Source organism: Agromyces sp. GXS1127, from assembly GCF_050565425.1.
In the GTDB taxonomy this organism is placed as follows: Bacteria; Actinomycetota; Actinomycetes; order Actinomycetales; family Microbacteriaceae; genus Agromyces.
The window spans coordinates 54,072-74,356 of sequence record NZ_JBOCIG010000006.1 but is presented as its reverse complement, the minus strand read 5'-3'; the positions used below and the strand labels follow the sequence as shown (position 1 = coordinate 74,356).

Sequence of the window (20,285 nt, the reverse complement as noted above, 5' to 3'; positions counted from 1 at the left end):
CGCCGCGCGCCATCCGCTCGACAACACATAGATGTGGCTCTATGCTTTAACCGTTCCGCGCGAAACGAGGTCACGATGTCCGACAAGCCCACCGTCCTGTTCGTCTGCGTCCACAACGCCGGCCGGTCGCAGATGGCCGCCGGCTACCTGCGCGAGCTCGGCGGCGACCGCGTCGAGGTGCGCTCGGCCGGCTCCGCGCCCAAGGACGAGATCAATCCGGTCGCCGTGCAGGCCATGGCCGAGGAGGGCATCGACATCGCCGGCAACACGCCGAAGGTGCTCACCACCGAGGCCGTCCGCGAATCCGACGTCGTGATCACCATGGGCTGCGGCGACGCGTGCCCGATCTTCCCCGGCAAGCGCTACGAGGACTGGGAGCTCGACGACCCGGCGGGCCAGAGCATCGAGGCCGTCCGCCCCATCCGCGACGAGATCCGCCGCCGCATCGAGGAGCTGCTCGGAGAGATCCTCCCGGAAGCGGCCCGCGCATGAGCACCCGCGACGGGCAGGTCGGCGACGCCGTGGTCACGATGGGCTGCGGCGACGCATGCCCGGTCCACCCCGGCAACCGCTGCCTCGACTGGCACCTCGACGACCCCGCCGACCTCGACCTCGCGGGCGTGCGGCAGGTGCGCGACGGCATCCGCACGCACGTCGAGCGCTTGCTCGCCGAGATCGCCCCGGCGGCCGCCGCCGTCTGACCGCGCCCCGTCATCGCCGATGCGTGCGCCGGGAATGCGCCGGGATGTCTCGACGCGCGCATTCGGGCGTGGCATCCTTCCCACATGACGCCAGACGTGGAGCCGGTCGAACCCGGCGCCACTGCCCGGGACTGGGCAGGGCTGCTCTTCATCTTCGGGGTCCTCGTCACCGCGATCTGCGGCGGACTCCGAATGCTCGCCGACGGCGCGGCCGGCGCCGATCCGACGTTCGACCTGTGGCTGTGGCTCGTCGCCGTCGTGACGACCGCCTCCACCGCGGGCCTCCTCGTGCTCGTCGCCCGCGAGTACCGCGAGCGACGCCGCTTCGCGATCGGGATCGCGCTCGTCGCGGCCGGGGCCGCGGCGACCGTGGGGATCTGGTCGGTCATCGCGGCGACCTGACCGCAGCGACATCCAGATCCGCTAACACGGGATCACTGGTTCGGTCAACCCCTCTTGACCGAATCGGGCAGAATAGGCCGCGCAGTCGGCGCGGGATAGAGTCACAGGACCAGCGACGCGCAGCACCATTCCTCCCCGCGCGATCGAAACCCGATCGGCGTTCGCGCCGACACGATCCTCCGGAGCCGAATGAGCCACAGCACACTCGCATGCCGCGTCGATGTGCTGTGCACGCCCATCGCCACGCGCACCGGCACGATGTCCGGGGGTGTCCGATGACGATCTCGGAAGCTCCCGCACCCCTCGGTCGCGGCGCGGGAGACCTGGGCACCGCGTACTCCGACCTGTTCCATCGCGCGCCGTGCGGCTACGTCACCACGACCCCTGACGGCGTCATCACCCGCGTGAACGGCACGCTCGAGTCCTGGACCGGCCGACCCGGCGCGGACCTCCTCGGCGCGCCGTTCGTCGACCTGCTCGGGGCCGCCGGCCGGCTGTTCTACGAATCGCGGTTCGCCGCGGCGCTCGGCGAGAGCGGCGAGGTCCACGAGGTCGTGCTGTCGCTGCAGTGCGCCGACGGCCGCGATCTTCCCGTGCTCGTCAACGCGATCCGGGTGCGGGCCGAAGACGGAGCATGCGAGGAGATCAGGGTGGCGGTGTTCGACGCCACCGAGCGCCACGACTACGAACGGCAGCTCCTCCTGGCGCGCCGACAGGCCGAGGCGTCGGAGGCCCGCGTCCGGCTCCTCCAGGACGCCTCACTCGCGTTCGGCCTCGCGATGAGCGAGCAGCAGCTCGCCGAGGCCCTCGTCTCGACGGTCCGCACCGGCCTGTTCGCGGTCGGCGCCGCCGTGCTGCTGATGAAGGACGGCCGGCAGAGCGGCATGGTCGCGGAGGGCGTGCAGATCGAGCCGTTGCTCTCGACGGCCATCGTCAGCCTCATCACCCAGGCGATCGAATCCGACGAGATCATCACCATCGAGAGCCTCGAGCAGGTCGACGCCATCGCCCCCGACCTGGGTTCCGCGATGCGCGAGCAGCACCTCTGCGCCCTCAGCATCGGCCCGCTCCGCGGCGCCACCGGAACCAAGGGCGTGCTCCTGAGCTTCTACGATCGCGACCAGGTGTTCGACGCCGAGACCCGCGACGTGCAGGCCGCGCTCGCGCGTCATGCAGCGCAGGTCATCCGACGGGTCCGACTGCAGGACGAGCTCGCGCATCGCGCGCTCCACGACCAGCTCACCGGCCTCGCCAACCGGAAGCTCCTCGAGGAGACCCTCGAGGCGGAAGCCGCGGGCGCCGAACGCGATGGCCGTCCGCTGTCGGTGGTGTTCATCGACCTCGACGGCTTCAAGCCGATCAACGACGAGCTCGGACACCGGGTGGGCGACGAGGTGCTCGTGGAGGTCGCCGAGCGCCTGCGTCGTGCTGCGAGGGCGTCCGACCAGGTCGCCCGGTATGGTGGAGACGAGTTCGTGGTCGTGTGCCAGAACGCGGATGCCGCCTCGGCCGCTGTCATCGCGGAGCGGTTCAGGGCCGAGGTGGAGCTGCCGCTGCAGACCCTCCCCCGGAGGTATGCCGTGGCCGCGAGCATCGGCGTCGCGACGTGGGACCCCGGACTCGGGTCGGAGCCGTTGGACACCGACCGGTTGCTGCACCTGGCGGACGAGGCGATGTACGTCTCGAAGGGCGAGGGCCGGAACCGCGTGACGACGGTCTCGGCGTAGCATCCGACACGTGCGCGGCGCCGGCCCGGGCCGATCCGCGCCGCGGGCCACCGGCCTGCGGCACGATGCCCGAGGAAGGAGACGACATGGGAACACTGGAGTACGACTCCAAGCTCTCGGCGGAGTTCGACGACCGGACGCTCGCCCACCTGCAGGTGGTGATCTGGTCCAAGCTCCGCCGCGGTGAGCACTTCGCGTTCACGTGGACCGACGAGAAGGCGGCACCGCCGCGGACGTCGGTGTGGTGCAGCCCGACCATCCCGATGACGTTCCAGTTCGAGCAGGCCGACATGCCCGAGCTGAACCCGCACTGGCTGGAGCTGCTGACCAAGGCGGCGAACTCCGCCGGCGGGCTGCGACTGCTGCCCGAACCGACGGCCGACGGATCGCCGCGGACCGCATGAGCGGGCACCGCGCCACCCGTCACCGCACCGCCCCGACCCGCACGACCACGGACCCGACGACGAAAGGAACGGCATGGGTACCCTGATCTACGGCCCGCGCATCTCCGAGTTCGAGATCGAGGATCGGACGCTCGCCCACCTGCAGTTCGTCATCGCGGCGAAGCTGCAGCGCGGGGAGCAGTTCATGTTCACCTGGAGCCACGGCGTCGAGCGCGGCAGCGGTCGCAGTGCGATCTGGATCAGCCCCTCGGCGCAGGTCCACTTCCGGTTCAGCGGGAATCGGCCGCCGAAGCTGAATCGCGTCTGGCTCGAAGCACTGATGGACAGTGCGAACAGCCGCGCCGGCCTGCACTGGGTGCCGGAACCGGCCGAGGGCGCGCCGAGCTGACCTCGGCCCGAGCCCGGCTCCCCGACCAACTCCCAGAGAACGGAGACCCGTTGTGTTGATCCATCGTCTGACCGTCGACGGCAAGGACTACTTCCTCCCGGACCCCATCGACGAACTGCGCTCGAAGGTGCTCGAGGCCGTGAAGGCCGGCGGCGGCTACGTGAACATCCCGCCGCTCCGCGGCGGGCCCGGCGTCGACATCCTCTTCTCCCCGGGCATGCCCGTGACCTGGACCCAGCTCGACATCGGCGAGGGCGAGGCCACGGCAGCCGGCGACGCGGACGAGTCCTTCCCGGACCCCTACAGCTCGCTCTGACCCGGGCCGGCGGCCTCGGCGTCGAGGCGTTCGGTCACCTGTTCGGGCGGCATCGGTCGCCCGAACAGGAATCCCTGGGCGCGATCGAAGCCGAGGCGCCGGACCGCGTCCCACTGCCGCTCGGTCTCGACGCCCTCGGCGACCGAACGCACGCCGTGGCGACGCGCGCACGCGACCAGCTCGACCGCGGCCTCGTCGTCCTCGGGCAGCCGCTCGATGATCGACCGGTCGACCTTGATCTCGGTGATCGGCAAACCGCCCGCGCGGAAGTCCGCCTCGTCCACCGTCCGGACGTCGTCCAGCGAGATGCCGAGGCCGAGCGAGCGCAGCCGGTGGAGTTCGGCCGACGCGGACGGCGGTGACGGCCGCGCCTCGGTGAGCTCGAGCGTCAGCAGCTCCGGGAGCTGCCCCGACTCGAGCAGCCGACGCTCCACCCGGTCGGCGAACCCGACCTGCGCGAGCTGGACGGCCGCGACGTTCACCGCGATCTCGATGCGCCGCCCCGCGGCGACGAGCTCGGCGCCGTACGTGCAGGCGGCTCGCAGCATCGCATCGCCGAGGACGTCCATCGACGGGCTCTCCTCGACGACGGGGATGAACTCCTGCGGCGGGATCACGCCTCGCTCGGGGTGGATCCAGCGGCTCAGCGCCTCGAGCGCCACGGTGTCGCCGGTCGCCGCGTCGACCTGGGACTGGAAGAACGCCGCGATCTCACCGCGGGCCGCCGCGTTCGGCAACTCGCGGATCACCCACTGGTCGGATCGCACGTCAACACACCTTCCCCCGTCCCGATCGGGACCAGAGCATTGTGCCTACGGTATCCGAAATCCGTCAAACCACCTTGCGGCGTCGGCCGAACTCGTATAATGCGCACCAGCCCTGTTCCGGGTGGTCATCCCCGCTCGAGCGGACGCCACACGACGACCGCGTTCTCGCGCCGAACCCGGGTGCCCGAGCGGAGCGTGACGACCTCACCCTCCGACCCGGCGGCGAACACGCGACGGCCGGGCCGGTTCAGCATCTCGTCGGCGAGCGCCCGCTCGAGCTCGCGCACTCGACCGCGCAGCTCGTTGACCTCGTTCTCGAGGCCGAGCACGCGGCGGATGCCCTCGAGGCTCACGCCCTCGCTCGAGAGCTGCTGGATCTCGCGGAGCTGCGCGACATCCCGCATCGAATATCGACGGGACTTGCCCGCGGTGCGCTTGGGCGAGACGAGGCCCATGCGGTCGTACTGGCGGAGCGTCTGGGGGTGCATGCCCGCCAGCTCGGCCGCGACCGAGATGACGAACAGCGGGCTCTCGCCGTCGACCTGCATCAGGCGCTCCGGGCCTTGGCGAGGAGGTCCTCGCGGGGGTCCTCGTCGGGCAGCTGCGAGGCGAACTCGCGCAGCTTCTCCTCGGCGTCCTTCGACAGGTGCGCCGGCACCGCGACCTGGACGACCGCGAGCAGGTCGCCCGTGCCCTTCCTCGTCTCGACGCCGCGGCCCTTGACCCGCAGCACGCGGCCGCTCGGGGTGCCGGGTGCGACGCGCAGCTTGACGGGCTCGCCGCCGAGGGTCGGGACCTGGATCGTCGCGCCGAGCGCGGCCTCGGCGTAGGTGACCGGCACCGTGACGCGCAGGTTCAGCCCGTCGCGCTCGAACACCGGGTGCTTGCGTACCTTCACGGTGAGCACGATGTCGCCGGCCTCGCCGCCGTCGGGCGACGGGTGCCCCTTGCCGCGCAGCCGGATCTTCTGGCCGTCGGCGACGCCGGCCGGCACGTTCACGCTGATCTCGCGCCCCTCGGCGGTCTGCAGCGTGATGCGGTCGCCCTTCGTGGCGGTGATGAAGTCGAGCGTCGTCGACGCGGTCACGTCGCGACCCTTGGTCGGACCGCCGTAGCCGCGGTAGCCGCCCGACGGCTGGCCGAACCGGCCGCCGCCGAAGAGCCCGCCGAGCAGGTCGTCGTAGTCGCCGCCTCCGCCGCCCTGGCGGAACGTGTAGCGCTGGCCGCCGCCCTGCTGGCCGAACATGCCGCCGAAGACGTCCTCGAAGCCCCCGGCGCCGGGGCCGCCGGGGGCGGTGAACCGCGCACCACCGCCCATGGCGCGGACCGCGTCGTACTCCTTGCGCTCCTCGGGGTCGGAGAGCACCGAGTTCGCCTCGCTGATCTCCTTGAACTTCGCCTCGGCCGCGGCATCCCCCGGGTTCTGGTCGGGGTGGTACTTGCGCGCGAGCTTGCGGTACGCCTTCTTGATGTCGGCGTCGCTCGCGTCCTTCGAGACGCCGAGCGTGGCGTAGAAGTCCTTGTCGAACCAATCCTGGCTGGCCATCGGCGCCTCCTCCCTGCTGAATCTACTGGGAACCGTGGAGGGCCGGCCCGCGGCATCCGCTATGGGAACGGATGCCGCGAACCGGACCGGATGCCGCTACGCGGGCGTCTTGACGACGACCTTCGCCGCACGCAGCAGCGTGCCGCCGAGCAGGTACCCGGTCTCGACGACGTCGGCGACCGTGTCGACCTCGACCTCGTCGGAGGGCTGCTGGAAGATCGCCTCGTGGCGCTGCGGGTCGAACGGCTCGCCCACCTCGCCGAACTTCGCGAGCCCCAGCTTCTCGACCGACGCGCGCAGCTTGGCCGCGATCGTCGCGAAGGGGGTGTCGCCCTCGAGGTCGCCGTGCTTCTCGGCCCGGTCGAGGTCGTCGAGCACGGGCAGCAGCACCGCGACCGTGGCGCCGATCGCGCGCTCGCGCTCGACCTCGCGGTTCGCCTCGGTGCGCTTGCGGTAGTTGGCGTACTCGGCGGTGACGCGCTTCAGGTCGGCGAGGTGCTCCGCCGACGGGTCCTCGACCTCGGCCTGCGCCGCGTTGAGGATGTCGTCGACCGTCAGCTCCGCCTCGTCGACCGTGCCGGCCTCGGCGGCGTCCGCGTCGGCGGCCGGCGCGTCGGCGGCCTCCGGGGAGGCGGATGCCGCGGCATCCGCCCCCTCGGCCTGCGGCTGGCGAACCTCACCCGTCTCGGGGTCGATCCGCCGCTTGTCGCGGATGATCGGCTCGTCCTGGTTCCGGTTCTCGTCCGTCATGGTTACTTCTTCTCGTCCTCGTCGTCGATGACCTCGGCGTCGACCACGTCCTCGTCGGAGGACTCGGCACCCTCGGCGCCGGACGCGTTCGCGTCCTCACCGGGGTTCGCGCCGGCGGCGGAGGCATCCGCCTGCTGGCCCTGCGCGTAGATCGCCTCGCCGAGCCTGCCCTGCGACTGGGAGAGCTTCTCGAACGCCGACTTCACCGCGTCGTCGTCGTCACCTGCGAGGGCCGACTTCAGCGCGTCGACGTCGCCCTGCACGTCGGACTTGACGTCGGCGGGGAGCTTGTCCTCGTTCTCCTTGATCAGCTTCTCGACCGAATAGGCGAGCTGCTCGGCCTGGTTGCGGGTCTCGGCGGACTCGCGGCGCTTCTTGTCCTCGGCCGCGTGCTCCTCGGCGTCGCGGACCATGCGCTCGACGTCCTCCTTGGGCAGCGCGGAGCCGCCCGAGATCGTCATCGACTGCTCCTTGCCGGTGCCCTTGTCATTCGCGGACACGTGCACGATGCCGTTCGCGTCGATGTCGAAGGTGACCTCGATCTGCGGGATGCCGCGGGGCGCCGGGGCGATGCCGGTCAGCTCGAACGTGCCGAGCGGCTTGTTGTCGCGGGTGAACTCGCGCTCGCCCTGGAAGACCTGGATCGCGACCGACGGCTGGTTGTCGTCGGCGGTCGTGAAGGTCTCGCTGCGCTTGGTCGGGATGGCCGTGTTGCGCTCGATGAGCTTCGTCATGATGCCGCCCTTGGTCTCGATGCCGAGGCTCAGGGGGGTGACGTCGATGAGCAGCACGTCCTTGCGCTCGCCCTTCAGGACGCCGGCCTGCAGGGCGGCGCCCACGGCGACGACCTCGTCCGGGTTCACGCCCTTGTTGGGCTCCTTGCCGGTCTCCTTCTTCACGAGCTCGGAGACCGCGGGCATGCGGGTCGAGCCGCCGACGAGCACGACGTGGGCGATGTCGGAGAGCTTGATGCCGGCCTCGCGGATGACGTCCTCGAACGGCTTCTTGGTGCGGTCGAGCAGGTCGGAGGTCATGTTCTCGAACTGGGCGCGCGTGAGCGTCTCGTCGAGGTTCGCCGGTCCGGACTCGGTGAGCGAGAGGTAGGGCAGCTGGATGCTGGTGCTCATGCTCGAGCTCAGCTCCTTCTTGGCCTGCTCCGCGGCCTCCTTCAGGCGCTGCAGGGCGATCTTGTCCTTCGAGACGTCGACGCCCGTGGTGTCCTTGAAGCGCTTGATCAGGTGGTCGACGATCCGCTGGTCCCAGTCGTCGCCGCCGAGGCGGTTGTCGCCGGCGGTCGCGCGGACCTGGATGGTCGAGAAGTCGTCGTCCTTGCCCACCTCGAGGAGGGACACGTCGAACGTGCCGCCGCCGAGGTCGAAGACGAGGATGAGCTCGTCCTCCTTGCCCTTATCGAGGCCGTACGCGAGTGCGGCGGCCGTGGGCTCGTTGATGATGCGCAGCACGTTGAGGCCCGCGATCTCGCCGGCCTCCTTCGTGGCCTGGCGCTCGGCGTCATTGAAGTACGCCGGCACGGTGATGACCGCGTCGGTGACGGTGTCGCCGAGGTACTGCTCGGCGTCGCGCTTGAGCTTCTGGAGGATGCGCGCCGAGATCTCCTGCGGCGTGTACTCCTTGCCGTCGATCGAGGCCGACTTCCAGTCGGTGCCCATGTGGCGCTTGACCGACGAGATGGTGCGGTCGACGTTGGTCACGGCCTGGCGCTTGGCGGTCTCGCCGACGAGCACCTCGCCGTCCTTCGTGAACGCGACCACCGACGGGGTGGTGCGGAAGCCCTCGGCGTTGGCGATGACGACGGGCTCGCCGCCCTCGAGGACGCTGACGACCGAGTTGGTGGTGCCCAGGTCGATTCCGACTGCACGTGACATGTGTGTCTCTCCTTCTGCCGCGGGGTCTCGGATGTCGCCCCTCGGCGATCGGCCCGGCGATGCCCGCCCGCGGCCGAAGTCCATGTTCGTCGAGACTTGAGCCTCGACGACTCAAGTGTCGATCCCGGCCGAATCGATGTCAAGTCGAGACCGGAGAACTTGAGCGTACTCGACTCAACTCTCGGCGAGATCTCAGTATTCCTCCGGCGCTCGGGCTCCGGACGGGGGCTACCGGAGACCTGGCTCCACCCATAGAGTGCGGTCACACACGAGCGGACCGGGAGCGCGGGGATGAGATCGAGGATGAGACTGGTCGGCGGCATCGCCGTCGCGACGTTCGCACTGGGTGCGATCGGCGCAGCGGGCGCGGCGGCCGCGCCCGGCAAGCCCGGCGGCCCGCGGTACACCGCCGGCGCCGAGGGCGTCGGCGACGCGTACTTCCCCTACGCGGGCAACGGCGGCTACGACGTGCAGCACTACCACCTCGACATCACCTACACGCCGCCGGCGGCGGCGCCCGCACCGCTCGAGGGCCAGTTCGAGGGCGTCGCCACGATCGACCTCGTCGCCACCCAGGACCTCGACCGGTTCAACCTCGACCTGCGCGGGATGGACGTCAGCGCGCTGAGCGTGGACGGCAGGCCCGCGGCATCCGTCGCCCCGCCCCTCGCCGGCGCCGAGGTCGAGGGCGCGGCGTACTGGCATGTGCAGGACGATGACGCGCGGATCTGGGAGCTCACCGTGCAGCCGCGACCCAAGATCAAGGCCGGCGAGCAGGTGCAGGTCGTCGTCGAGTACGGGGGCACGACCGCCCGCCCGACGGATATCGAAGGCGCGCTGTACGGCTGGGTGACCATGCGCGACGGGGCGATGGTCGTGAGCGAGCCCGAGGGGTCCATGACCTGGTACCCGGTGAGCGACCACCAGACCGACAAGGCGACGTACTCCTTCGAGATGAGCGTGCCCGAGGGCAAGGTCGCGGTGGCCAACGGCATCCAGCCGAAGCCCGAGGAGACCGCCGACGGCTGGACCACGTGGTACTGGGACGCCCCCGACCAGCAGGCGAGCTACCTGACCACCGCCTCGGTGGGCGACTTCGACCTGCGCGAGACGTACACCTCCGGCAGCGGCGTGCCGATCATCGATGCGGTCGACACGAAGTTGACCGCGCCGCGCCTGGCCACGACCAACGCCAGCCTCGGATGGCAGGACGAGATGCTCGACTTCTTCGAGTCGAAGTTCGGTCCCTACCCGTTCGTCGCCTACGGCTCGATCGTCGACAACGACAGCGTCGGCTACGCACTCGAGACGCAGACGCGGCCGGTGTACTCGTCGCAGGCGAGCGAAGGCACCGTCTCGCACGAGCTCGCGCACCAGTGGTTCGGCAACGCGGTCAGCCCCGAGCGGTGGCAGGACATCTGGCTCAACGAGGGCTGGGCGACGTACGCGAACTGGATGTGGAACGAGGAGCGCGGCATCCGGACCGCGCAGACCGCGTACGACAACTGGTACAACGCGGCGCGGCCGGCCGGCTACTGGGAACTCCAGATCGGCGACCCGGGTGAGCTCGGGCTCTTCGCGACGCAGGTCTACAACCGCGGCGCTGGGGCGCTCCACGCCCTCCGCATCGAGGTCGGCGACGACGCGTTCTTCGCGGCCGCCCAGCTCTGGGTCGAGCGCTACGACGACTCGGCGGGCACCTCGGAGGACTTCCAGGCCGTCTACGAGGAGGTTTCGGGCCAGGACCTCGACGACTTCTTCCGGGTCTGGCTCTACGACCAGCAGAAGCCGCCGGCCGATTGGACCACGCCGTAGCGATGGTTCACGGGCTGGTCGCTGTGCAGAGCGACCGGCCCGGCCCGCCCGGCGGCCCTACGCTGAGCGGATGACTCGACTCGCCCACCCGCGCATCGTCGCGCCGGTCGCCGCCGCCCTGCTCGTCGTCGGCCTCGCCGGATGCACCGGCGCCGACCCCGCCCCCTCGTCCTCGCCGGAGCCGACGGCGTCGACCCCCGCACCGGCCGATTCGCCCAGCGCGGAGCCGACCGGCGATGCGCAATCGGTGCCCGCCACCTGCGAGACCGTCCTCGTGCCCGATGGGTACGCGAAGCTCGAGGCCGACGGACTCGAGGCCCGCGCCGCGACGCTCTTCGATCCCATCGCGATCGCCATCGAGGAGGAGGGCGGGCTCGTCTGCTCGTGGGGCAGGCCGAACACCGACCTCGTGCTCGACGTCGCCCAGATCGCGATCGGCGACGACGAGGCTGCGTGGATCGCCGAACTCGCCGAGGCGGGCTACGTTCCGGGCGACGGCCCCGTGCCCGGCGGCTACCGCGGCCAGCCCGATGCGGGCAACGGCATCAGCCCGGTCGTGGTCGTCGAGGGCGGCACCCTGACGTATGTGAGCACGCCGACCTTCGCGGAGTTCCTGCTCCCCGCGAGCTGACGCGGGCCGGCGCGCCGGGCGCACCGGCCCGCGGACCGCGCCGAACGGCCGCGACGCCCGTGCATCCAGCCGATGCACGGGCGTCGGCGCGTACCCTTGGAACCATGCCGACCGACGCCCCAGAGACCCCCGCCGGCTCCGCGGGCATCCGCCAGGTCCGCCCGAAGACCGAGGGCTGGAAGCAGGCGAAGGGCCCCGACGGCCGCCCGCTGCTCCAGTTCGCCTCGCCGAAGCGCGGCAAGCCGCCGGCCCACCTCGCCGACCTCGCCCCCGAGGAGTGGAAGGCCAGAGCCGAGGAGCTCGGCATCCCCGCGTTCCGGCTGAAGCAGGTCGCGCGCCATTACTTCACCCGCTGGACGAGCGACCCCGCCGAGATGACCGACCTGCCGGCCGCCGGCCGCGAGGAACTCGTCGCGGGCCTCCTCCCGCCGCTGCTCACCGAGGTGCGGCGCCTCGAGACCGACCGCGGCGACACCATCAAGTTCCTCTGGAAGCTGCACGACGGCGCGCTCGTCGAGTCGGTGCTCATGCGCTACCCCGGCCGCATCACGCTGTGCGTGTCGAGCCAGGCCGGCTGCGGCATGAACTGCCCGTTCTGCGCCACCGGCCAGGCCGGCCTCACCCGCAACATGTCGGCCGCCGAGATCCTCGCGCAGGTGGTCGAGGCGAACCGCGTGATCGCATCGGGCGCGCTGCACGGCAAGCGAACCGACGACGGCACGCCCGAGCGGGTCTCGAACATCGTCTTCATGGGCATGGGCGAGCCGCTCGCCAATTACGCCCGCCTCACGCGCGCCGTGCGGACCATGGCCGCACCGGCGCCGGAGGGCCTCGGCATGTCGGCCCGCAACATCACGGTCTCGACGGTCGGGCTCGTCCCCGCCATACGCAAGCTCGCCGACGAGCACGTGCCCGTGACCTTCGCGCTCAGCCTGCACGCGCCCGACGACGGCCTGCGCGACGAGCTCATCCCCGTGAACTCGCGCTGGAAGGTCGACGAGGCGCTCGACGCGGCGCGCGAGTACTTCGAGAAGACCGGTCGCCGCGTCTCGATCGAGTACGCGCTCATCAAGGACATGAACGACCACGGATGGCGCGCCGACCTCCTCGCCGAGAAGCTCAACGAGCGCGGCCGCGGATGGGTGCACGTCAACCCGATCCCGCTGAACCCGACGCCGGGCTCCATCTGGACGGCGAGCGACGTCGAGGTGCAGCGCGAGTTCGTGCGGCGCCTCTCGGACGCCGGCATCCCGACGACCATCCGCGACACCCGCGGCAAGGAGATCGACGGCGCCTGCGGGCAGCTCGTCGCGACGGAAGAGGACGAGGCGGCCGCCGCCGTCACGCCCGTCTGAGCGCCGGGCGGCACGAGCCAGGGCCCGGGTCGGGTCCGGCGAGAGGTCTTTACGGATGCCGCGGCGCGGCGTATGCTCGACCGGGCCGCGCCACGCGGCATCCGTCGCCCGATCGAGGCGACCACACAGCCCGAAGCGGGCCGAGAGCGGAAGGAGTGAAGCGATGAACACCGTCCTTGTCGCGCGTATCGCAGACACCCTTCCCTGCGAGGCCGCCCGCTAGCATCAGCGACCGGTGGCCTCCACGATCTCGGAGACACCACCGTGAACATGCTGTCGTCATTGGACGATTCCGCCGCGCGATCGCGCGCGGCCACCGCTGCGCCGTTCGGCGCGGCATCCGCCTCACTCGCCTTCTCGGACGTCGAGCCCGGCGAGGACCAGCGCTGGTCTACCTGGCCGGCGACCCAGCCCAGCGAGCGCGGGCCGCAGCCGCGGCCCGACTGGCTCGTCACCTCCGCCGCGGCGATCGACACCGAGCTCGGCATCGTCAAGACCGGCAAGGAGGCCGACCTCTGGCTCATCGAACGGGCCGTGCCCGGCGCGCCCGCCGAGGTGCCCGGCAATGCGACGCTGCTCGCCGCGAAGCGGTATCGCGGCGCCGAGAACCGGCTCTTCCACCGGTCGGCGATCTACACCGAGGGGCGCGGGACCCGGCGCTCGCGCGACGTTCGCGCCGTGCAGCGCTCGTCGTCGTACGGGCGCGAAGTCGCCCGCGTCGAGTGGGCGTACGCCGAGTTCGCGGCCCTGTCGCGACTCACCGAGCTCGGGGCGGCGGTGCCGTACCCGGTCCAGGTGAGCGAGACCGAGGTGCTCATGCAGTTCATCGGCGAGGGCCGGGTCGCCGCGCCGCGGCTCGCACAGGTGCGGGCGAGCTCGGAGGAGCTCCGCGACCTGTTCCACCAGGTCGCCGGATTCATGCGGACGCTCGCGCACGCGGGCCTCGCGCACGGCGACCTCTCGCCGTACAACCTGCTCGTCGACCGCGGCCGCGTCGTCGCGATCGACCTGCCGCAGGTCGTCGACGTCGTGGCGAATCCGAACGGGTTCGACCTGCTGCACCGCGACTGCGTGAACGTCTGCGAGTGGTTCACGCGGCAGCGGCTCGAGTGCGACGCGGAGGAGCTCTTCGCCGAGCTGGTCGGGGACGTCACCCGGTGACTTCGAGGGCCGGACGTCGCGTCCAGCTTCGGCGGTGGGCGTTCTCCCATCCGAGTCGATGAGAGGATGGTGGAGTTCGTGCACTGACTTGTGGGGAGATCATGACCGACAACGGACCCGACCTCAGCGGCGACTGGGACATCGATCCCGGGCACAGCCGCATCGGCTTCTCGGCCAAGCACGCCATGGTGGCGAACGTCCGCGGCGCCTTCAACGACGTGACCGGCACCCTGCACGTCGACTTCGACGACCCCGAGAAGTCGAACGCCGAGATCGTGCTGAAGGTCGCGAGCATCGACTCGCGCAACGCGCAGCGCGACGAGCACCTGCGCAGCGCCGACTTCTTCGACGTGGAGAAGTTCCCCGACATCACGTTCCGCAGCACGCGGATCGAGGAGGTCGGCGAGAACGCGCTGGTCGTCTCCGGCGACCTGACGATCCGCGACGTGACGAAGCCGATCACGATCCCGATCGAGTTCACGGGTGCCCAGGTCGACGCATTCGGCGTACAGCGCGCGGGCTTCGAGGGCACGCGTCGCATCGACCGTCGCGAGTACGGCCTCGAGTGGAACATGGCGCTCGACCAGGGTGGCTGGCTCGTGTCGGAGAAGATCACGCTCGAGTTCGAGATCTCGGCGATCAAGCGACAGGCCGAGGCCGAAGGCGTCGCCTGACCGTCGACGACGGACGGCTCGCAGCCGCTCCCGCTGACGCGGGGCACGGCGGGGCTTCCAGCGCGCCCGCGGGGTATCGGGGCACGAGGGCCAGGCGCTAGCCTGCACTGGATCGACGCGGATCGTCTCCGGCCGGGCGCGTCGTCACCGCCCGTTCACCCCACGTCGGAAGACTCCCCCCATGACCGACCAGCCCCAGTCGCCCGAACCCGCGAAGCCGACCCGCCCCGGCGTCGTCGCTCCCCCGATCTCGACCGCCGAGCTGCGGGCCGTGACCGGCCTCGAACTGCAGGCCGAGCGCACGGTGCCGAAGCGGCAGGTGTGGTCGTGGGCGCTCTGGGACTGGGCGACCCAGCCGTTCAACTCGGTCATCCTCACCTTCGTCTTCACGGCGCTCTACCTCACGAGCGACTGGTTCCTCGACCCAGAGGTGGCGGCGCTCGGCGAAGGCGATCCGGCCTACGAGCGCGGCCTCGCCGACCTGGCGAGCGGGCTCGGCTGGGCCATCACGATTGCGGGCGTCCTGATCGCCGTGCTCGCCCCCGTGCTCGGCCAGCGAGCGGATGCCGCGGGGCGTCGCAAGCTCTGGCTGGGCGGCGCGACCGCGGCCCTCGTCGCCAGCATGCTCGCGCTGTTCTTCGTGCAGGGTTCGCCGTCGTACTTCGTGCTCGGTATCTCGCTCATCGCGGCCGGCACGGTCTTCAGCGAGATCGCCGGCGTCAACTACAACGCGATGCTCGTGCAGGTCTCGACGCCGGCGACGGTCGGCAAGGTGTCCGGCCTCGGCTGGGGCCTGGGCTACCTCGGCGGCATCGTCGCGCTCGTGCTCGTCGTCATCGCGACGACGTTCGACTGGTGGGGCATGCCGACGGAGGACGGTCTCGTCTACCGCGTCATCGCGGTCGGCTGCGCGATCTGGACGCTCGTGTTCGCCTGGCCCGTGCTCGTCTACGTCCCCGAGGCGCCGCCGGCGCCCGGCCGTGAGCGGGTCGGCTTCTTCCGCAGCTACGCGGTCCTCGTGCAGGACATCGTGCGCCTCTGGCGCGACTCGCGTCCGACGTTCTGGTTCCTGCTCGCGAGCGCGGTCTTCCGCGACGGGCTCGCGGGCGTGTTCGCGTTCGGCGCCGTCATCGCGGCCGTCGCGTTCCACTTCACCTCGAACGAGGTCATGATCTTCGGCATCGCCGCGAACCTCCTCGCGGGCGTCTCGACGATCGTCGCCGGGCGCTTCGACGACCGGTTCGGCCCGCGCGCCGTCATCCTCACCGCGCTCAGCGGCCTGGTCGGCGCCGGGCTCATCGTGTTCTTCCTGCACGACGCCGGCAAGCTGCCGTTCTGGATCTTCGGCCTCGTGCTGACCCTGTTCGTGGGGCCCGCGCAGGCCGCGTCACGTTCGTTCCTGGCGCGCGTCACGCCCGCCGGACGCGAGAGCGAGATCTTCGGCCTCTACGCGACGACCGGTCGCGCGGCGAGCTTCCTCTCGCCGCTGCTCTGGTCGATGTTCATCGCGATCTTCGGCGCGACCTACTGGGGCGTGCTCGGCATCGTGCTCGTGCTCGCCGCCGGGCTGGTGCTCATGCTGTTCGTCCGCGTGCCGCAGCGGGCGACGGATGCCGCGTCCGCCCCTTCGGCGGCGTAGCGGCCCGGCGGTCCCACCCGGACGCCCGACGGCGCGCCGCCCCGGGGAGGGGAGCGACGCGCCGTCGGCTCGGGGGCGAGACTACGGTCCGACCGTGACGGTCACCTCCTGGGTGGTGGTGTTGCCGCTCGGGTCGGTCGCCTCGAACACGAAGGTGTAGATCGCGCCCTGGCGGGCGAGCACCCGCGCCTCGGTGCTCGAGAGTACCTCGACCTCGGCCTTGTGCCCCTCGGCGGTCGCCTCGATGATCTCGACCGTGACCTCGCCGCCCGAGTCATCCGTCGCCTCGATCTCGAACTCGACCGTGTGCCACTTCGCGTTGGGCGGGAAGACCAGCTCGGGGTCGACGGTCACCGAGAGCTCCGGCGGCACGAAGTCGAAGCCGACGAGCACCGGGTCGTGGTCGCTCGAGCGGTACGCGTCGGGCGCGAAGATCGCGTCCTGCGCGTCCTTCTTGTAGGTCATGTCGTAGTCGAGCAGGCTCGGCTCGTCGGCGTTGACCGCCCACGGCGCGGCACCCGTGACCTGCGGCAGGAGCCCCGGGCCGGCGAGCGCGTAGTCGAGGTAGCCCAGCTGGCCGTCGAACACGTACGAGTACGCGTACTCGCCCTGCTCGGCGAGCAGCAGGTCGGTGTACCCGGCCTCGAGGAGGGCCTGGATCGGGTCCTCCTTGTCGTACGAGTTGAGGTCGCCGATGATGAGGTCGCGGCCGGGCTCGGCGCCGGTCGGTCCCGTGGCGAGCCAGTCGGCCAGCGCCTCGGCGGCCGCCGTGCGGGTCAGGTTGCAGTTGCCCTGTCCGTCGCCCGTGTCGGGGTCGCCGATGTCGTCGCAGTCGCTGCCCTTCGACTTGAGGTGGTTCACCACGACGGTGACCTCTTCGCCCGACTCGACGTCGGCGAACGTCTGCGCCAGCGCCGGCCGGTTGCGGTCGGTGTCGAAGCGCGGGTCGACCGTCTCGTCGAGGACGGCGAAGTCCCCGGCGAGCTCGACCTCGGACGGCTTGTAGATGAACGCCGTGGTGATGACGTCCGTGCCGAGCACGCCGGTCGACACGAGGTCGTACGTGCCCGCACCGACCACCTCGTTGAGCGCCTCGACGAGCGTGCCGACGGCGGTGTCGCCGTTGTTCTCGATCTCGATGAGGCCGAACACGTCGGCGTCGATCTCGGCGAGCGCGGCGACGATCTTCGCCTCCTGCCGGTCGAACTCCGCCTGGGTGTTCGCGCCTCGCGAGTTCAGCGTCGTGAAGTAGTTCAGGACGTTGAAGCTCGCGACGGTGAAGTTGCCGCCGACCTCGGGCGCGTCGGTCCGGAGGTTCACGGCCTCGTAGTCGGCGCCCTCGGTGGGCTGCACACGCCACAGGTCGAACCGGTAGTCGAGCACGCCCGTGGCGTTCGACACGAGGCCGCCGCCCCGGAAGGTGTTGTCGAGCGCGAACTCCTCACCGTTCGGGTGGATCGCCGGGTCGGGGTTCTCGATGCTGCGTCCGTCGTCGAGGGTGATCCGGTTCGCCTCGTTGGCGTCGGCCAGCGCGATCGCCTCGGGCGACCCGGGCTCGTAGACGGCGGTCGGCTGCATCTGCCGCTCCGTGCCGAGCGCGACCTCGTTGTAGCGGCCGAAGTTGAAGTACTCGAGGATCGCGAGATCCTGCGGGAGCGTGACGCGCATGCCCTCGAGCTGCTCCTTCTGCTCGTCGGTCGCGGGCAGGGTGAGCTCGGCCGCCGACGGAAGCGCGGCGCCGGTCTCGCACACCGAGTTGGCCGTCGCGGTGATCTCGGTCATGCCGAAGAACTCGCTCACGACGCCGGCGATGTGGACGACGTCGCCCTCGGCGACCGCCATCCCGGTCTGCGCGTAGACGAAGATGCCGTCGGATGTCGCGGGGTCGCCGTCACCGGCGTCCTGCACGTAGTAGCCGTCGAAGCCGCCGTCCTGGAAGTCGCCGACCACGACACCCTCGATCTGGACGGACTGGCCGACCACGGGCGACGTGTCGCCCGAGCCCTGGATGGATCCGATCGACACGGTCGCGGCGTTGCAGTCGGCCGGGGGCAGCGGCACGAGAACGACGGTCAGCGAGTTCGTCGCGCCCGGCGTGTTGGCCGCCTCGCCGTCGACGAGGGAGCCCGTGTAGCCCGGGATGCCGGCGAGATTGAAGTCGTTGCGCACCCAGTCGGCGGTCGTGCCGGTGTCGACGCCGTCCGGGATGCGGGAGGCACCGCCGGGGGCGAAGGCGAGGCCGTCGTAGAGCTCGGTGAGCACCGTGTCGCCATAGGCCAGGTCGAACTCGCCACCGTCGTGCACGGCGACGGTGTCGAGGATCTCGAGGCCTGCGACGTCGTCGATGACCCCGTCGTCGTCGACGTCGAGGTCGTCGTTCACCGCACCCGTGAAGCCGCTGACGAGCAGCAGCGAGACCGTGCCGTTCTCGAGCGCGTTCGCGGGAAGCCAGGCGAGCGAGCGCCCGCCGTCGTCGACCGACCCGAACGAGATGACCTCGTCCACCGTTCCGGTGACGGGCGAGTCGCCCTCGATCTCGAGGACCCGATAGCCGCTCACGTCGGTGCCCGGCTCGACGAGGATCTCGACGTACTCGACGTCGGTGCCCGCGGTCGAGGCCGAGAACTCGTTGATCACGGGCGTCTGCGGGCCGGTGTCACCGCACGTGTGCGAGCCGAGGCCGTCGAAGGTGTCCTGCGCGAAGCCCGTCCACTCGACGGCCGGGTCGAAGACATCGGACGGGTTCGTGTCGCCGACGCAGACGTCCGCGTTGCGTCGGAGGGTGTTGTTCTGGGTCGACGTCGGGGAGGCGCCCCACCGCTCGCCGGGGTCGAACCCGACCTGTCCGAGCGAGTCGACCACGTTGTCGCCGCGCTTCAGGACGATCGCGTCGTCGCCGTTCCACAGGCTGGCCGACGTGATCTGGTCGGCGTAGTCCTCGAGATCCTCGTCGGCGAAGACGAACGTGCCGCCTGCCACCACGGTGCCCTCGAGCGCGAACGTGCCGCCGGCGGTCAGCGTGGAGCTGCCGTTGAAGTAGACGCCGAGCGAATAGGTCGCCAGCGAGATGTCGGCATCGGTCGGGTTGTAGAGCTCGACGGCCTTGTTGAAGGACGAGCCCTCGACGTACTCGCTGATGATGAGGTCGGATGGCTCGACCTCCGCCGCGACGGCGGCGGTCGCGGGTACCGCCATTCCCACCCCCATCAGGGCGGCCGCGGTGAGCCCCACGGTCAGGCGTTGGACGGGTCGTTGCATCTCGGCACCTCCGGCACACGACCGAAGGCCACCATGACCCCCGGACGGCGTCAGCCTATGGAGGACGAGTGCGTCGGGGAAGACCCGTCACGAGACGTTCACGTGATGCACGCATATGTGCACCGCTGCCACGTGCCGCTGCTCAGATGAGCAGGCGGGCGCCCGGCGCCGATGTCACGCGTGCGGCGGGTGCGACCGACGCAGTCCGGCGGCGAACCTCCCGAGGAGCTCGGCGAACCGCTCGCGCTCCTCCTCGGTGAACCCGTCGAGCGCGGACTCGATCGCGCGCCGCCGGCTCGTGCTCGCCGCGCGCACGAGCTCGCGGCCCTGCTCGGTGATGCGCACGCGCGTGCGGCGGGCGTCGTCGGGGTCCGCCTCGCGCACGACCAGGCCCTCCCCGACCGCGGCCTGCACGAGCCGGCTCGCCCTCGGCTGGTCGACGCCGATCGCCCCCGCGAGCTCCGTCACGGACATCGGTCGGTCGGCGGCATCGAGCATCGCGAGCAGGCGCGCACGCGCGACCGGGCCGACGCGGAACTCCCACGGACCCCGAGAGCCGCCGCGGCCGAACGGCCCGCCGAAACCGCCGCCGAACGGGGGGCCGTGCCGGTGCCTGCCCTCGTGACCGTGCGGCTCGCCGTGATCCGGGTGAGCATCGTGGGACGACTCGCCGCCATGGCGGCCCGGACCGCCATGACCGAACGGGCCGCCGGATCCCGGTTCGCCGTGCTGGCCCGCCCACGAGGGTCGGCCGCCCCGACGGAGCGATGCGAGCGCCTGCTCGATGCGATCGACCGCATCGCCGTCACCGTTGCCGCCGTGCTGCTCGCTCATCCCTCCAGATTACATGTCACTTGACATGCGA

At 70.9% G+C, this 20,285-nt stretch carries 21 protein-coding genes; 14 read left to right on the top strand and 7 right to left on the bottom strand.

The genetic code is table 11. The features are described 5' to 3' along the window. Nucleotides 1-75 precede the first annotated feature (75 nt). From ACQ393_RS12145 to ACQ393_RS12115, 7 genes are all read left to right on the top strand, one after another. Complete coding sequence (locus ACQ393_RS12145; protein WP_430647099.1) at nucleotides 76-492, top strand: arsenate reductase ArsC; 417 nt, start codon at nucleotides 76-78, stop codon at nucleotides 490-492. Then, nucleotides 489-701, top strand: a complete 213-nt coding sequence (locus tag ACQ393_RS12140; protein ID WP_430647098.1) for a hypothetical protein — start codon at nucleotides 489-491, stop codon at nucleotides 699-701. The genes ACQ393_RS12145 and ACQ393_RS12140 overlap by 4 nt, the downstream gene beginning before the upstream one ends. 84 nt (nucleotides 702-785) lie before the next feature. Continuing rightward, complete coding sequence (locus tag ACQ393_RS12135) at nucleotides 786-1,103, top strand: hypothetical protein (RefSeq protein WP_430647097.1); 318 nt, start codon at nucleotides 786-788, stop codon at nucleotides 1,101-1,103. 275 nt (nucleotides 1,104-1,378) lie between these two features. Further along, nucleotides 1,379-2,830 carry a diguanylate cyclase gene (locus ACQ393_RS12130; protein ID WP_430647096.1) on the top strand — a complete coding sequence of 484 codons (1,452 nt, stop codon included), beginning with the start codon at nucleotides 1,379-1,381 and terminating at the stop codon, nucleotides 2,828-2,830. A gap of 86 nt (nucleotides 2,831-2,916) precedes the next feature. Beyond that, a complete protein-coding gene (locus tag ACQ393_RS12125) occupies nucleotides 2,917-3,234 on the top strand; it encodes an ATP-dependent DNA ligase (protein WP_430647095.1) in 318 nt (105 codons plus the stop codon). A gap of 73 nt (nucleotides 3,235-3,307) precedes the next feature. Continuing rightward, a complete protein-coding gene (locus ACQ393_RS12120; protein WP_430647094.1) occupies nucleotides 3,308-3,622 on the top strand; it encodes an ATP-dependent DNA ligase in 315 nt (104 codons plus the stop codon). A gap of 52 nt (nucleotides 3,623-3,674) precedes the next feature. Next, entirely contained in the window at nucleotides 3,675-3,938 is a 264-nt protein-coding gene (locus ACQ393_RS12115) for a hypothetical protein (protein ID WP_430647093.1), read from the top strand. Here the strand turns inward: ACQ393_RS12115 and ACQ393_RS12110 are convergent. From ACQ393_RS12110 to dnaK, 5 genes are all read right to left on the bottom strand, one after another. Next, on the bottom strand, nucleotides 3,923-4,705 hold the full coding sequence (locus ACQ393_RS12110; protein WP_430647092.1) for an EAL domain-containing protein: 783 nt from the start codon (nucleotides 4,703-4,705) through the stop codon (nucleotides 3,923-3,925). The genes ACQ393_RS12115 and ACQ393_RS12110 overlap by 16 nt on opposite strands. A 125-nt stretch (nucleotides 4,706-4,830) precedes the next feature. Continuing rightward, nucleotides 4,831-5,253 (bottom strand): heat shock protein transcriptional repressor HspR, encoded by a 423-nt coding sequence (locus ACQ393_RS12105; protein WP_430647091.1) that lies wholly within the window; start codon nucleotides 5,251-5,253, stop codon nucleotides 4,831-4,833. Continuing rightward, the gene (locus ACQ393_RS12100; protein ID WP_430647089.1) at nucleotides 5,253-6,251 is read right to left on the bottom strand and encodes a DnaJ C-terminal domain-containing protein; all 999 of its coding nucleotides are present in this window, start codon (nucleotides 6,249-6,251) and stop codon (nucleotides 5,253-5,255) included. The genes ACQ393_RS12105 and ACQ393_RS12100 overlap by 1 nt, the downstream gene beginning before the upstream one ends. A 96-nt stretch (nucleotides 6,252-6,347) precedes the next feature. Beyond that, on the bottom strand, nucleotides 6,348-7,001 hold the full coding sequence (locus ACQ393_RS12095) for a nucleotide exchange factor GrpE (protein WP_430647087.1): 654 nt from the start codon (nucleotides 6,999-7,001) through the stop codon (nucleotides 6,348-6,350). Nucleotides 7,002-7,003: 2 nt separating this feature from the next. Continuing rightward, the gene (gene dnaK, locus ACQ393_RS12090; protein ID WP_430647085.1) at nucleotides 7,004-8,887 is read right to left on the bottom strand and encodes a molecular chaperone DnaK; all 1,884 of its coding nucleotides are present in this window, start codon (nucleotides 8,885-8,887) and stop codon (nucleotides 7,004-7,006) included. Between the two features lie 303 nt (nucleotides 8,888-9,190). Between dnaK and ACQ393_RS12085 the strand changes: the two genes are divergently transcribed. The 6 genes from ACQ393_RS12085 to ACQ393_RS12060 all read left to right on the top strand — a co-directional run bounded on the left by ACQ393_RS12085 (nucleotide 9,191) and on the right by ACQ393_RS12060 (nucleotide 16,162). Then, nucleotides 9,191-10,702 carry a M1 family metallopeptidase gene (locus ACQ393_RS12085; protein WP_430647084.1) on the top strand — a complete coding sequence of 504 codons (1,512 nt, stop codon included), beginning with the start codon at nucleotides 9,191-9,193 and terminating at the stop codon, nucleotides 10,700-10,702. 70 nt (nucleotides 10,703-10,772) lie between these two features. Continuing rightward, nucleotides 10,773-11,333 carry a hypothetical protein gene (locus ACQ393_RS12080; protein WP_430647083.1) on the top strand — a complete coding sequence of 187 codons (561 nt, stop codon included), beginning with the start codon at nucleotides 10,773-10,775 and terminating at the stop codon, nucleotides 11,331-11,333. A 104-nt stretch (nucleotides 11,334-11,437) separates the two neighbouring features. Further along, nucleotides 11,438-12,688: a 23S rRNA (adenine(2503)-C(2))-methyltransferase RlmN gene (rlmN, locus tag ACQ393_RS12075; protein ID WP_430647082.1), complete on the top strand. Its 1,251-nt coding sequence runs from the start codon at nucleotides 11,438-11,440 to the stop codon at nucleotides 12,686-12,688. Nucleotides 12,689-12,970: 282 nt separating this feature from the next. After that, entirely contained in the window at nucleotides 12,971-13,849 is an 879-nt protein-coding gene (locus ACQ393_RS12070; RefSeq protein WP_430647081.1) for a serine protein kinase RIO, read from the top strand. Between the two features lie 101 nt (nucleotides 13,850-13,950). After that, nucleotides 13,951-14,523 (top strand): YceI family protein, encoded by a 573-nt coding sequence (locus ACQ393_RS12065; protein ID WP_430647080.1) that lies wholly within the window; start codon nucleotides 13,951-13,953, stop codon nucleotides 14,521-14,523. A 181-nt stretch (nucleotides 14,524-14,704) separates the two neighbouring features. Next, a complete protein-coding gene (locus ACQ393_RS12060) occupies nucleotides 14,705-16,162 on the top strand; it encodes an MFS transporter (protein WP_430647079.1) in 1,458 nt (485 codons plus the stop codon). Nucleotides 16,163-16,243: 81 nt separating this feature from the next. Here ACQ393_RS12060 and ACQ393_RS12055 read toward each other — a convergent pair whose 3' ends face one another. Next, the gene (locus tag ACQ393_RS12055; RefSeq protein ID WP_430647078.1) at nucleotides 16,244-19,420 is read right to left on the bottom strand and encodes an ExeM/NucH family extracellular endonuclease; all 3,177 of its coding nucleotides are present in this window, start codon (nucleotides 19,418-19,420) and stop codon (nucleotides 16,244-16,246) included. 174 nt (nucleotides 19,421-19,594) lie between these two features. Further along, nucleotides 19,595-19,927 (bottom strand): MarR family winged helix-turn-helix transcriptional regulator, encoded by a 333-nt coding sequence (locus ACQ393_RS12050; protein WP_430647313.1) that lies wholly within the window; start codon nucleotides 19,925-19,927, stop codon nucleotides 19,595-19,597. 114 nt (nucleotides 19,928-20,041) lie between these two features. Between ACQ393_RS12050 and ACQ393_RS12045 the strand changes: the two genes are divergently transcribed. Then, a complete protein-coding gene (locus ACQ393_RS12045) occupies nucleotides 20,042-20,278 on the top strand; it encodes a hypothetical protein (protein WP_430647321.1) in 237 nt (78 codons plus the stop codon). Nucleotides 20,279-20,285: the final 7 nt, after the last annotated feature.

Bases quoted from the DNA above. Each gene is read 5' to 3' on its own strand.
- ACQ393_RS12145 (WP_430647099.1), top strand. From the start codon at position 76: ATGTCCGACAAGCCCACCGTCCTGTTCGTCTGCGTCCACAACGCCGGC.
- ACQ393_RS12140 (WP_430647098.1), top strand. From the start codon at position 489: ATGAGCACCCGCGACGGGCAGGTCGGCGACGCCGTGGTCACGATGGGC.
- ACQ393_RS12135 (WP_430647097.1), top strand. From the start codon at position 786: ATGACGCCAGACGTGGAGCCGGTCGAACCCGGCGCCACTGCCCGGGAC.
- ACQ393_RS12130 (WP_430647096.1), top strand. From the start codon at position 1,379: ATGACGATCTCGGAAGCTCCCGCACCCCTCGGTCGCGGCGCGGGAGAC.
- ACQ393_RS12125 (WP_430647095.1), top strand. From the start codon at position 2,917: ATGGGAACACTGGAGTACGACTCCAAGCTCTCGGCGGAGTTCGACGAC.
- ACQ393_RS12120 (WP_430647094.1), top strand. From the start codon at position 3,308: ATGGGTACCCTGATCTACGGCCCGCGCATCTCCGAGTTCGAGATCGAG.
- ACQ393_RS12105 (WP_430647091.1), bottom strand. From the start codon at position 5,253: ATGCAGGTCGACGGCGAGAGCCCGCTGTTCGTCATCTCGGTCGCGGCC.
- ACQ393_RS12100 (WP_430647089.1), bottom strand. From the start codon at position 6,251: ATGGCCAGCCAGGATTGGTTCGACAAGGACTTCTACGCCACGCTCGGC.
- ACQ393_RS12095 (WP_430647087.1), bottom strand. From the start codon at position 7,001: ATGACGGACGAGAACCGGAACCAGGACGAGCCGATCATCCGCGACAAG.
- dnaK (WP_430647085.1), bottom strand. From the start codon at position 8,887: ATGTCACGTGCAGTCGGAATCGACCTGGGCACCACCAACTCGGTCGTC.
- ACQ393_RS12085 (WP_430647084.1), top strand. From the start codon at position 9,191: ATGAGACTGGTCGGCGGCATCGCCGTCGCGACGTTCGCACTGGGTGCG.
- ACQ393_RS12080 (WP_430647083.1), top strand. From the start codon at position 10,773: ATGACTCGACTCGCCCACCCGCGCATCGTCGCGCCGGTCGCCGCCGCC.
- rlmN (WP_430647082.1), top strand. From the start codon at position 11,438: ATGCCGACCGACGCCCCAGAGACCCCCGCCGGCTCCGCGGGCATCCGC.
- ACQ393_RS12065 (WP_430647080.1), top strand. From the start codon at position 13,951: ATGACCGACAACGGACCCGACCTCAGCGGCGACTGGGACATCGATCCC.
- ACQ393_RS12060 (WP_430647079.1), top strand. From the start codon at position 14,705: ATGACCGACCAGCCCCAGTCGCCCGAACCCGCGAAGCCGACCCGCCCC.
- ACQ393_RS12055 (WP_430647078.1), bottom strand. From the start codon at position 19,420: ATGCAACGACCCGTCCAACGCCTGACCGTGGGGCTCACCGCGGCCGCC.